This window comes from Parvimonas oralis (genome assembly GCF_047608425.1).
Lineage (GTDB): Bacteria > Bacillota > Clostridia > Tissierellales > Peptoniphilaceae > Parvimonas.
In genome coordinates, this window is sequence record NZ_JBLKRS010000006.1 from 1 (window position 1) to 13,178 (window position 13,178).

At 30.0% G+C, this 13,178-nt stretch carries 10 protein-coding genes and 1 pseudogene; 2 read left to right on the forward strand and 9 right to left on the reverse strand.

Features of this window, described 5'->3' with window-relative positions; all coding sequences use genetic code 11:
- The 6 genes and pseudogenes from ACMX2D_RS06415 to ACMX2D_RS06440 form a co-directional block, all read right to left on the reverse strand.
- The coding region (locus tag ACMX2D_RS06415; RefSeq protein ID WP_414973198.1) for a Cna B-type domain-containing protein at positions 1 to 2,987 on the reverse strand (2,987 nt) is incomplete at its 3' end.
- Between the two features lie 242 nt (positions 2,988 to 3,229).
- Positions 3,230 to 3,922 (reverse strand): cytochrome c biogenesis CcdA family protein, encoded by a 693-nt coding sequence (locus ACMX2D_RS06420; RefSeq protein ID WP_414973199.1) that lies wholly within the window; start codon positions 3,920 to 3,922, stop codon positions 3,230 to 3,232.
- Positions 3,912 to 4,217 (reverse strand): annotated as a pseudogene (locus ACMX2D_RS06425) (thioredoxin domain-containing protein); the annotation flags it as partial. The gene ACMX2D_RS06420 and the pseudogene ACMX2D_RS06425, both read right to left, overlap by 11 nt.
- 12 nt (positions 4,218 to 4,229) lie before the next feature.
- Positions 4,230 to 4,523, reverse strand: coding sequence for a hypothetical protein (locus ACMX2D_RS06430; protein ID WP_009447562.1), 294 nt, complete (start codon positions 4,521 to 4,523; stop codon positions 4,230 to 4,232).
- A 1,141-nt stretch (positions 4,524 to 5,664) separates the two neighbouring features.
- On the reverse strand, positions 5,665 to 6,450 hold the full coding sequence (locus ACMX2D_RS06435) for a PfkB family carbohydrate kinase (protein WP_414973200.1): 786 nt from the start codon (positions 6,448 to 6,450) through the stop codon (positions 5,665 to 5,667).
- A complete protein-coding gene (locus ACMX2D_RS06440) occupies positions 6,451 to 7,002 on the reverse strand; it encodes an ECF transporter S component (RefSeq protein WP_414973202.1) in 552 nt (183 codons plus the stop codon).
- Positions 7,003 to 7,097: 95 nt separating this feature from the next.
- Between ACMX2D_RS06440 and pdxR the strand changes: the two genes are divergently transcribed.
- Together pdxR and ACMX2D_RS06450 are read left to right on the forward strand one after the other, a co-directional pair.
- The gene (gene pdxR / locus ACMX2D_RS06445) at positions 7,098 to 8,420 is read left to right on the forward strand and encodes a MocR-like pyridoxine biosynthesis transcription factor PdxR (RefSeq protein WP_414973203.1); all 1,323 of its coding nucleotides are present in this window, start codon (positions 7,098 to 7,100) and stop codon (positions 8,418 to 8,420) included.
- 8 nt (positions 8,421 to 8,428) lie between these two features.
- A complete protein-coding gene (locus tag ACMX2D_RS06450) occupies positions 8,429 to 8,833 on the forward strand; it encodes a GNAT family N-acetyltransferase (protein ID WP_414971781.1) in 405 nt (134 codons plus the stop codon).
- Between the two features lie 72 nt (positions 8,834 to 8,905).
- Here ACMX2D_RS06450 and ACMX2D_RS06455 read toward each other — a convergent pair whose 3' ends face one another.
- The 3 genes from ACMX2D_RS06455 to ACMX2D_RS06465 form a co-directional block, all read right to left on the reverse strand.
- Positions 8,906 to 10,333 (reverse strand): carbohydrate-binding domain-containing protein, encoded by a 1,428-nt coding sequence (locus ACMX2D_RS06455; RefSeq protein WP_414971779.1) that lies wholly within the window; start codon positions 10,331 to 10,333, stop codon positions 8,906 to 8,908.
- A gap of 848 nt (positions 10,334 to 11,181) precedes the next feature.
- Positions 11,182 to 12,396 carry a sensor histidine kinase gene (locus ACMX2D_RS06460; RefSeq protein WP_414973204.1) on the reverse strand — a complete coding sequence of 405 codons (1,215 nt, stop codon included), beginning with the start codon at positions 12,394 to 12,396 and terminating at the stop codon, positions 11,182 to 11,184.
- Positions 12,386 to 13,066 (reverse strand): response regulator transcription factor, encoded by a 681-nt coding sequence (locus tag ACMX2D_RS06465; protein ID WP_009447592.1) that lies wholly within the window; start codon positions 13,064 to 13,066, stop codon positions 12,386 to 12,388. The genes ACMX2D_RS06460 and ACMX2D_RS06465 overlap by 11 nt, the downstream gene beginning before the upstream one ends.
- Positions 13,067 to 13,178 lie beyond the last annotated feature (112 nt).

Here is a 13,178-nt window from a genome sequence, read left to right on the forward strand (position 1 = left end):
ATTGGTTTTCCACCTTCATATAATGGTAAGTCTGCAAACTCATATTTCCATTTGCCATCAGTATCCGGTGTAACATCTTTTCGTATTACTTCACTTGTTTTTCCATCTACCGTTTTCTTCAAGATTACAGTTATTTTTTCAGGTCTCTTTCCATCTTGGTTATCATTGTCATCCCAAGTCTTTTCTCCTGATACTTTTGTTTTTCCAGGTGTATATGAATTCTTGATATTAGTTCCATTTACACTTTTTGTATAGCCTGTTACTTCTTCTTCATCTATAGTGTATTTGATTTCTTTACCATTTTCATATTTTGGTAAATTCTTGAATTCATATGTCCACTTCTTATCAGGACCTTCTTTAACTTCTTTTCTTTGTACCTCTACAGGCTGTCCGTTTTCAACTTGTTTGATTAATTTAACTGTAATTGATGTTGGACGCTTTCCGTCTTGGTTGTTTGCATCATCCCAAGTTTTTTCACCTTTTACATCTATTGTCTCAGGTGTATGAGTATTAGTAAGATTATAACCGGATAATGCTCCTACATAACCTGCTACAGCTTCTTCTTCTATAGAATAAGTGATTTCTGTACCTTTTTCATATTTTGGTAAATTCTTGAATTCATAAGTCCACTTTTTGTCAGCACCTTCTCTGACTTCTTGTGTTTGTGCAACTACAGCTTCTGCATTTCCAACTTTTTTCATTAACTTAACAGTTATTTTTTCAGGTCTCTTTCCATCTTGGTTGTTATTATCATTCCAAGTCTTTTCACCTTTTACATCTACTGTCTCCGGTTTATGTGAATTCTTAATGTTGTTGCCTGTTATAGATTTGTCATAACCCGGTACATCTTCTTCATCTATAGTGTAAGTGATTTTTTTACCATTTTCATATTTTGGTAAATTTTTAAATTCATATGTCCACTTCTTATCAGGACCTTCTTTAACTTCTACTGTTTTTTCAACTACAGGATTTGCATCTCCAACTTTTTTCATTAACCTAACTTTTATTGTTGTTGGACGCTTTCCGTCTTGGTTGTCGTTATCATCCCAAGTCTTTTCTCCTGAGATATCTACAGTCTCCGGTTTATGTGTATTCTTAATGTTATTTCCTGTTATAGATTTGTCATAACCCGGTACAGCTTCTTCATCTATAGAATATGTGATTTCTTTACCATTTTCATATTTTGGTAAATCCTTAAATTCATATTTCCATTTATCATCTGCACCTTTTGTGACTTCTTGTCTTTGTGCTTCTACAGGTTCTGCATTACCAACTTTTTTCATTAACTTAACAGTTATTTTTGTTGGTCTCTTTCCGTCTTGGTTATTTGCATCATCCCAAGTCTTTTCCCCTAAAATATTTACTTTTTCAGGTTCTCGCGTATTTGTTACTTTGAACCCGTTTTCAGCTGAACCTGAAATAACACTAGTATAACCTTCTCCAACTGAAAGTTCCTTTATTGTGTATTTTATTTTCTTTCCGTCTTTGTATTCATCAAGATTGTCAAAACTACCCTTCCAGCCTTCTGATGCTTTTAAAGTAAGTTGTTTATCTGTTTCTTTATCATCTGCAAGTAACTTAACTGTTATTTCTTTTGGCCTTTTACCATCTTGGTCGTTTGCATCTTGCCAAGCTTTCTCAACATTAATTTTTACTTTTGATCTTTTATTCTTAACTGTATAGAATAGAGCTTCTCCTCCAACTATAGTTAAATCATACTCTTTTCCGTCAGGAATATAACCTGTAGGAGCTCCTATTTCTTTAATCTTATACTTACCGGGATCAAGTTTTGGAGAAACAGCTTCACCGTTAGCATCTGTAGTCAATTCAAAACTTGAACCGTCAGCAACTTTTGTAATTTTAAATTTCGCATTAGCTAATTTTTTTGTGTTATCTTCTTCATCAATTTTAATAATTTTGATTTTTTGATTTAAGTCACCTTGACCGCCACCACCGGCTTGTGCACTTAAAAAGTAACTGCTAGATGAACTACTCTCTTGAGTGCTTGTAAAACTACCTTTATTTTTCAATTTAAGCTGTGGAATATAAGTAGAATTATAGGTCATAATAAACTGTCTTCCGGATGTATTTCCAACAAGACCACTAAGATTAAATTCAAATTTAGTATCATTATCTAAAAATTTTATATAATTTTTTAGTTGCTCATAATTATAAGTTTTTATAAACTTCTTAATAGCACCATATTCATCAAACTCTACTTCATTTAAAACAAATGTCTCTTTCAAATAATGAATTCCCGGAGGAAGATTTCCGGAATCGACAAAGAGCTCATCTTTTACTAACACATTTGAGAAATTTCCTTTTTTATGGTTGATACGAAGAGTCCATTTTGCTTTGTTTACATCACCGGCTACTTTTTCTCCCCATTTAGTAAAAATTTCATTATTAAGTCCCGGTTTCGGTCCTATTGGAACTGTTATAGTAAAAGGAACCCCACCAATCGATACAGTAATTTGATTATCTTGTCCTGCATTTATATGATGATGTGCAAATGTAGCCTCTAAAAATAAATTTCCCTTTATATTTTCTCTATTTACTACATAGTCTGTAAAAGTAACTTTTACAGTGCCACCACCCGCTTGTCCGTTTGAATCAACATGTGCTTTAGCAATTACAGTATTTGTACCAGGTACATAAAGGTTGAAATCTACCGCTGATGCAGGTTCTGTAGGAAATTTAAACTGTTTAGGAAGTTGAATAGTAAAGTAATCCCCTGCTTTTAATGTCTTCTCATAAACACTTGCATCCCAATCCATTTCCAAACGGAACTTGCTCCAATAACCAAGCGGTTTCCCTGGTGGTATTGTATTACCATCTTTATCCTTAATTTCAAATCTAGTAATCTTTGTTTGTACACGGTCAACACCTTCTGCGAACAAATTTCCACTACTAAATATTGTTCCAAAAAATATTACACAGGCTAAAAATAAGGATAAAGCTCTGTGAATAATTTCTTTTTTTCTCATCTGATTTTTCCCTCCTATAAAATTTTGTAAATTTTAAAATTTTTAAAATATTTAAAATAATTAAAAACTCAGAAATTTTATTTTTTGTACTTTATTATACCATAATTATGACTAATTGTCCAATAATTTTATCAACAATAGTTTAATTTCCTTGAAAAATCTTTAATATTAGACCTTACATAAAAAAGAACCTATTTTATTATTAGGTTCTTCTATCTTTATATTTGTTTAAAATTTTCTTTTTAAAATCCAAGATATAGGAAATATAATCCTATAAGTAAAATTATTATTCCAAATGCAATTTTTACAATATCTGAAATTTTTCCATAAGATTTATTTGACATTACTTTTCCTACAAATCCCGTGCTTGTTCCTGCAATAATTACTAAAATACTGTTGCCTATTGAATAAAGTAAAAATAGTAATACTCCCCAAAGTAAACTTCCTTTTGAGGCAACAATTGCAAGTAATGCAACTAAAATCGGTGTTGAGCAGGGACTTGAAAACAGTCCTGCCATTATTCCGACAATTAAAGCTCCTATATATCCTGTCTTTTTGCTCTTATTAGTCAAGATTTTACTTGGGACTACATTTATTACTTCCCAAGTTTGTAATGCCATTAAAATCATTACTATTCCTAAAAATATATTCCAAAGTTGTCCTGATTGATTAAAAATTTTACTAAGTAGAGCGGCTAAAACTCCAAGCGTAGTATAAGTTATTGCCATTCCGATAGCAAAAACGACGGAAATTTTAAAAGCTCTTTTTGTATCATCTTCTTTAGTTCCTGTCATAAAACCTATGATTAAAGGAATAGAAGCCAGTGAACAAGGTGAAATTGAAGTTAGTACTCCCCCAAGTAATGCAAGAACAGGTGCAAAAATACTAAATGATTTTAAGCTTTCCCCAATTATGCTCTCTAAATTACTTAACATTCTTTAACATCTCCTCAATTACTTCTTTTAACTCATCATATTTAACCACACCTTCAGAACCACCAAATTTTAATTCACCGGACTTTTTATCTTCATAGGCAACATAGCTTATTTTTTTTGCCAGAGTTTCTGAAGCTTCAAAAGGAGTTCCATCTGCATTAAAGTAAAATAATGTAGGTGTTGCTCTTATAGGAAATTGTGAAGCAAATTCTCTTTGTTTTCTAATGTCAATAGTTTTTATGATTACCCTATCTTTATATTCTTCTCTCAGTTTTTCCAAAACCGGGTGCTGAACAGCACAAGCGCCTCAGCCGTTTTGGCTGAAATCCAAAACCATAACCTTTTTTTGACTTTTTAGACTTTCTAAAGTTAATTTTTCGTCTGAATTTGAATCTTTTGAAGATTCTTTATTCTTATTTGAGTCTTCTTTATTATTAGATTCTTTTTTTGAATCTGTATCTTTAGACTTGTTTTCAGTAATTGTATTATTTTTGGATTTTTCATTTTCATTATTTTTGGATTTTACATAAAAATTTTTAAAAATGAAAATTCCAAAAACTAATATTAAGACTGAACCCAGTGCAATAATTTTCTTTTTCATAGTTCTCTCTCCTTATAGATTTTGATAGAATTATACCCTACAATAAAAATAAATAATCATAATCAATAAGAAGTATGGTAAATAAATTTCTATTTTCTTTAAAATTAGTACATTTGACTGTAGAAATTTTATTGTTTTTTAGTCATTTTTTATTTTTAAAGTTTATTTCCTTTTAACATCTAGCCATTAAACAAAGATTCTTCTTTGATACGTCGTTTTGACTGAAGCGTTAGCGAGATGAATCTAGCCCTAACTTTGCTTGTTTACGAGCAATAGTAGGTCTGACGGAGTAATGTATGTTTAGATACAATTACTCTGAAAATCTTATTCTTTTGATTAAAGTGTAGTCAACTACAATCATTACATATATAATCACCGAGCTTTATGAGATCTCTCCACTTCATTCGTTTCACTCATTTCGGTCGAGATGACGTATTGGGGACATCTCTTCGCAAAGTACTATGACGTGAGTTATTTTGTTTTTTATATAATTTTAAAATACTATGATGTAGATTTTTATTTTTTCTAATATATTTATAAAGATAATTTGAAGTTTATTTACTGTTAACGTCTAGCTTTTGGACGAGAGTTATTATTTTATACGTCATTTCGACTGAAGCGTTAGCGAGATGAATCTAGCCCTAACTTTGCTTGTTTACGAGCAATAGTAGGTCTGACGGAGTCATTGTAGTATTGATACAATTACTCTGAAAATCTTATTCTTTTGATTAAAGTATAGTCAACTACAATCATTACATATATAATCACCGAGCTTTATGAGATCTCTCCACTTCATTCGTTTCACTCATTTCGGTCGAGATGACGTATTGGGGCCTTTTCTCTACATTGTGCTATGACGTGAAGTATTTTATTTTAATATAAAATTTTCAATAATTTTTTTGATACCTTTTATATTCTTCAAAACATTTCTTTTAAAATTTGAAGTTTGTTTACTTTTAACGTCTATCTACTAATTTAAAAAATTTTCCTTTATACGTCATCTCGACTGAAGCGTAGCGGAATGGAGAGATCTCATACTTTTGCTTGTAAACAAGCAAAAGTAAATGTATCTTAGATACGTACATTATAAAAATCTGATTCTTAATTGGACTTTAAAATTTTTTTCACAATAAAAAATAGGCTATTCGCCTATTTTAAAGTTTTCTAATTGTATTTCATTTAATCCATCTTGTTTTTCTTGTTTTATGATATTTTCAAATAATAGAGTTTGAATTTTTTGTATGGAGTTTTCTAATTTTTCTCCCTTTACTAACTCAGATGTTACAAGTGAAGAAAATACATCTCCCGTTCCACATATTTTTATATCTATTTTTTTGCTTTCAAACCATTTTATTGTATTTTCAGAAAAATATAAGGTATTTAGTAAATTATTTTTTTCAAAACTTTTTATTATGATTTGTTTTGTCCCCATTTCAAAAAGAATTTTCGCGATTTTTTCCACATCTTCTCTTTCAATTTCAGAAAATACTTTGTTGTAATCGGTAAGTAAAATCGCTTCTGTGAGATTTGGAGTCACAACATCTGCAAATTTTAAAAGTTCTTTGTAAAAAGTTATTTGTTCACTTTTAGTACCTGAATATTTTACTCCGTTATCTCCAAGTATCGGATCTAAAATAACTTTTCCTTTAAATTTTTGTAAAATTTCTTTTATAATTTCAAATGTTTCTTCATTGTCAATAAAACCTATATAAATAGCATCAACTTTTTTAATTTCAAAGATTTTTTTAGCAATTTCAGAAAAATTTGGCATAGCAAAACTTATATAATCTTTATAACTCATATTCGATGAAAATATTTTTGTTGGAAGCCCAAAAACCTCGTGACCATTTTGTGATAATACAGAAATATTTGCCTTTAATGCCATATTTCCAACAACACAGTAGTCATTAAAAACTAAAATTTTCATCTATCTTATAGCCTTTTTTAAAATTGGCTTTAAAGCCTTTACCAATAATACAGCAATTATTACACCTACAACCGCATTAGTTGTTGAAGCCCAAAGTCTTTGTACTCCTTTTGCAATTGCTCCCGCTTGAGGCAATCCCTTAACATATATATCTGTTATATAACTTTTTGTTAAATATAAAATTACATAAGTTACTGCTCCTATAATTGAACCGATTAAGTTTTTCTTAAAGTTTTCGGCATTTGCTCCATTAGAATAAGCGATTTTTCCACAGATAAAAGCCATTAAGAACTTGAATGTAAATGTAAATGGTGCAGATGGTAAATAAATAGGATTAATAAGGTCAAAAATTGCTGATCCCAAACCTGCTGAAAGTCCGCCTGCAAGAGGCCCTAATAGTAAACCACATAACAGACAAAATCCGTTTCCGATATGTACTCTAGTTGCACTTGCTCCAAGCGGTATTTGAATTTGAATTTGTGATGCAACAAAAACAACTGCCGCCATTACTCCTATTAAAGTTATTTTTTTAATACTTAATTTCCTTTCCATATAAATGCTCCTTTGATTAATTTAATTAAATATAGTATAATACATCTATTGATACTGTTTGTAGTGTCAAAATAATATTTTTTTATGGTGTCAGAATGTTAGTATTAAATAATGGCGTACTTTATATGCAAATTTACAAATATTTTAAAAACGAAATAATAAATGGAACTTACAAGGCAAATACAAAACTTCCGAGCAAGAGAAATTTGGCAAAGGAATATAAAATTTCCTTAAATACTGTGGATAATGCCTATTCAAAACTTTTAGAAGAAGGTTTTATCTATTCTAAAGAAAGACAAGGTTTTTTTGTTTCCGATGTTGGAGAACTTTATGTCCTAGATAACAAACCAATCCACATAACAAAGGAAGAAGAAAATATTGAATACGACTTTTCATACAGTGGTGTAAGTGAAGAATTTCCCTATAAGGTATTTAAAAAAATATCTTCAAATATTTTCGACAATAAGGATATTTTAGAGAAAGTTGATTATCAAGGATATCTTCCACTTCGAACACAGATATCGGAATATCTAAATAAGTCAAGAGGTTTTAAGGCAGAACCTTCACAAATTGTCATTTCAAGCGGATCCGAATATCTTTTTCAAATTATTTTTAAATTAATTTCAGGAAAATTCGGAATTGAAGACCCGGGATACAGTATGCTTTCCAATATAATGGATACAAATGATATAAAATATGAATTTATTCCGGTTGACGAAAATGGAATGGATTTAGAAAAATTAAAAAAGTCAAAATCGGATTTTTGTGTTATAACTCCTGCACATCAGTTTCCAACCGGAGTTATAATGAATATGCAAAGGCGTGTTGAGCTTTTGAATATGAAAAAGATAAAATATGTAATTGAGGACGACTACGACAGTGAATTTAAGTACTCAAAAAGACCTGTTCCTGCATTAAAATCAATTGATGTGAATGATAAGGTAATTTATATAGGCTCTTTTTCAAAGTCAATCTCTCCTAGTTTTAGAGTTAGTTTTATGGTTCTCCCTTTTAATTTGGTTGAAAAATACAATAAAATTTTTAAATTCTTTATCTGTCCTGTTTCAATTATGGTTCAAAAAATGCTTACCGCTTTTATAGAGACCGGAGAATTTGAAAAGCATCTAAACAGAATGAGAAAAATTTATTCTAAAAAAAGACAATTATTAATTGATATGTTAAGCGAAAGAAAAGATATCACAATAAGAGGGGCGGATGCCGGACTTCATATAGTTTTAGAATATCCTAAAAATTACTCGGAAGAATATATTGTAAAAAAAGCAAAAGAAAAAAAGATAAAAGTCTATGGACTTGGCTCTTATGGAACAAAAAGAGAAATTCCTTCTATTTTATTAGGTTTTGCAACACTTAGTGAAGAAAAACTGAAAGAAGGAGTAAAATTATTTTTAGAAATTTAGGAGGATATATGGAATTAAAAGAATTTAATTTTAATGAGTACTTTGATGATATAAAAAGAATCTTTAAATCTGCAAACTGGTCAGCATATCTAAAAGATGACGAAAAACTAAAAAGAGCTTTTGAAAATTCAATTTATCTTTTAGGTGCTTTCGATAACAGTAAATTAGTCGGCTTTATCCGTTGTGTAGGAGATGGCGAACATATACTTCTTATTCAAGACTTAATTGTAGATTCCAATTATTATAGACAGGGAATTGGAACAAAGCTGTTTAAGGCGGTTTCTGAAAAATATAAAGATGTTAGAACTTTTTGCCTTTTTACAGATATTCACGATATTAGAGATAATGAGTTTTATAAATCTGTGAAAATGGTAAAGATTGACAAAAAAGATATGCTTTCTTATATCAGATAATTTTTTCAATATAAAAGCTGTGATTTTCTCACAGCTTTTATATTCATCAGTTACTCTTTCCATCTATTTCAATTATTTTTCAACAAGTTCGGCAGATTTATAGTTAATTTTATCTAATAAAAGATCCAAAGTCTGTTCTCCTGCCACCAATTTATATTTTTTATATTCTTTAATATCTTTTGTACTTACTATAACGGACTTATATTCTGATTTTGGTTTATATTCCGCTAAAGTTTTTCCGTTTTCATCTAAAACTTTAAGATTTTCTTTAGTTTTTTTAGAAAAACTCATTAAAATACTTCCTTGAGTTGAAGAATCTCCAAAAGTCTTGGTCGTTGAACCATTACCAGTTGCGATAAATGTTCCTCCGGTTATTTTTGCAGAGCCTCCATAATTTATTGCTGATTTATCATCATTATTTGAGCTCTCAACAAAAGTTTCTCCTCCGGAAATGGAAATATCTCCTTTAGAGTTAAGTCCATTATTTTTAGAGTGAATACTAACCTTTCCTCCTACTATTCGTATAAAAAGAGAATCCATTTCGGTATTTTTCTCGCTACTTGTAATTATGCCATCATCTTTCGAAACAACCCTTGTGTTTCCGCCTCTTATGTCTATATTTTCGCTTTCAATACCATTTTCTTCACTCTTAATATTTATTTTCCCATTATTTATTGTAACATTTGAGTTTGAATTTATACCGTCTTTACCCGCTGAAATATCTAATTTTCCATTTGCAATAAATACTGTGCCTTTTTTTTCATTACCTCGCACTTTTAAGCCTGTACCTTTTTCTCCCGCTTTGATATCGTATTTACCATCAGCTATTGCTACAGAATTTTTTGCACTTATAGTATTTCCTGCAGTATCCATCGTATATTTTCCATCTACAAATACAACTTTATCTTGAGACACAATTCCTCTACCATAAGGTGAAAGGAGATTTAAAATTCCCGTACCATTAAAACTCAAATCACTTTTTGAAAAAATAACTGAATCCTTATTGTCATCTTTACTAAAGTTTCCCTTTAGTTCTAATTTATTATTACTATCAGAAGCAAGAGTAATAATAGTCTTTTTAGCATTTTCAACTAAAATTAAATTTCCCTTTGAAGAAGAAATCTCCACTCCCTTAAAAACAAGCCTAACTTTATCATCACTTTTTGCATTAACTACAATCTGTCCTTCATCAAGTTTACCGGTTAAAATATAAGTTCCACCTGAAGAAATTGTTACAACATTTCCTGAAACACTAATATTTTTCCCTTTTATATTTGAAATATCGCTTAAATTCAAAACTGTACTATTATTTTCATCAACCATTGCATCGTAATCATCATCTGAAAAAATATTTGACTTAGCATTTGAATTCGTTTTATTAATCTTCATATTTTGCATCGACTGTGTATTGGCTTCTTTAGTAGTTTTACTACAAGATATCAAACAACCGGACAATATCGCCAAGCTGAATAATTCAACTACCAATTTATTAGCTTTCATATGTCCTCCTTAATTCTATTTCAATACAATTAAACTTTTTACTTATTTTGTAATTATATTTTACAAAAGAAACCTTTGATTAACCTTAAATATATTTTTGTTTTAGAATTTTTTGAGTAAAATAAAAATAAAAAACGATTAAAAAGATTTACATAGCGGATGTATCTACGATACATTTCACTTTTGCTTTTACATAAGCAAAAGTGTGAGATTTCCACAGTAGATTGTTGATTGTTTACAAGTAAACAATCAAATGAGATTTCTCCACTACACTCAGCTATGCTTCGTTTCGGTCGAAATGACGTATTTGGAGAAATCTTCGATTAAGAGCTAGACGTTAAAAGTAAAAAAATTCAAAGATTATTATTAAAATTTCATAGAAAACAAAATGTTTCACGTCTTAGCACTTTGAAGAGAAACACCCCCAACACGTCATCTCGAGCGTAGACAATCTTGCCCTAACTTTGTTTACTTGTAAACAAAAGTAGGTCTGACGGAGTCATTGTGTACAATGACTCTGGAGATCTCATAAAGCCCGGTAATTATATATGTAATTATTGTAGTTGACTATAATTTAATCAAACAAAAATGAGATTTCCATAGTAATTGTATCTAGTGATACAACGACTCCGTCATACCTACTTTGTGTTTTTTAAGAGTAATAACACAAGTTAGGGCTAGATTAATTTCGCTCTGCTACAGTCGAAATGACTTATTTGGAGAAATCTTCGTTTAATAGCTGAACATGAATGGCAAATCAACTTAAAACGATTAGAAATATATAAAATTAAACTAGGTAAAACAAAAAGAGCTATTAATTTAATAACAGCTCTTATATTCTTTAATTTTTAAAATTTAACTGTAAAAATAATTCTTTCTCCGTCAAAACTGTCTGCAGAAATTTTTCCCTTATGTTTTAAAACTATTGATTGGGCTATGGAAAGACCTATTCCATATCCACCGGTTTTACTATTTCTTGAACTATCTGCTCTGTAAAATCTTTCGAATAATACATTATAATTCTTGACTTCTAAATTATCCGCTTCATTTTCAACTGTAAATACAATTCTTTTGTTTTGTTTTATAAGTTTTACATTTATATCACTTTTTTCTCTTGCATATTTTATAGCGTTGTCGAGTAAAATTCCTATAACCTGTCTAATTAACTTTTCATTTCCCTTAAACGAAATTCCTGATTCAATATCTGTAATAATATCTTTATCCAAACTTAAAGCATAGTCTTTAACATCCGTAACACAATCGGTTAATACATCTGAAAAAGAAAAATCTGTCTTTTCAAGATTATCGGACTCTTCAAGTTTTGTAAGAGAGATTAAATTTCCGATAAGACCATTTAATCTATTTACCTGCTTGTGAATATTACCCGTCCATTTACTTTCTCCGCTTTCCATTTCAAGTACATCGGCACTTGTCTTTATTATGGCAAGTGGAGTTTTTAACTCATGACTTGCATCGGTGATAAAAGCATTTTGCTTTTCATAAGCCTGAACCATCGGTGCAACCGCCTTTTTAGATAGAACAAATGAAAAAAGAGCAACAAATCCTAAAACGAAAACACTGATTACAACACTGTTTCCAAGATTTGAATAAAAGACGTCATAATCCTTTACAACATCTACAAAGGCAATTAATTTTCCATTGTCCGTATTTTCAACCATATATTTAAAGCCCTTATAATATCCACTTGTTTTTCCCTTTGCCAAGACAGTTTTGGCATATTCAACCGCTTCAGATGCACTTGTAAAAAAAACATCATCTGTATTAACTGTTACTACATTTTTCTTATTGTCAGTCTTAACAGTAAAAAATCTGTTAGAAAAGTTTTTAAGATAGAGTGTCTTTTTTTCATCCGAATTTTCATTAATTACTGCAAAACTTGGCATAACTCCGTTATTTTCTACCAATGTCTTAAGCAATTCGTCAGAGCTGTGATTAATATTATAAAAGTTTGCAATATTGACAAAAGCCATTATTGACAAAACTACAATCGATATAATTCCAACTGAAAAATAGATAAACTTTTTTCTAAGTTTAATTTCCATTTATAGCCTCCAAAGAATAGCCTACATTTCTGGTTACTTTAATTTCTGCATTGGCTTCCAACTTTGCAAGTTTTTTTCTTAAATATGAAATATAAACCCAAACAACACTTATGTCGGAATCCGTATCATAACCCCAGATTTTATCCATAAAAGTATCTGCAGAAATTATATTTGAAGGTGTTGACATAAGCATTTCAAGCATTTGAAATTCCTTATTTGTAAGTTTATAACTACCTTTTGCAGAAGATAATTCAAAAGTTGTTCTATTCAAAGTAATATTTCCAAATGTCAAAACATTATCCGTAATATTTTCTTTTCTTCTAGTTATAGCTCTAAGTCTTGCAAGAAGCTCTTTAACTTCAAAAGGCTTAGTAAGATAATCATCCGCACCACTATCAAGTCCAACAATCTTATCATCAAGTTCTGACTTTGCAGTAAGCATAATAACCGGAATACTGTTTCCCTGTTCCCTTATAGTTTTTAAAACTGTAATGCCATCAACCTTTGGCATCATAATATCTAAAACAACGGCATCATAATTTTCAGCTTCCAAATAAGTAAGTGCTTCCTCGCCGTCATAAACAACATCAACTGAATATTTATTTCCTTTCAAAATAGCAGAAAGTCCATCTGCTAAATCAATTTCATCTTCACAAATTAAAATTCTCATAAAATCACCCCGTATTTATATACTATAACATATTTATACTATAACAGTATAACCTTAAAACAACTTAAAATCAAGTACAAAAAAATGAGATTTAACATCTCACTTTTATCTT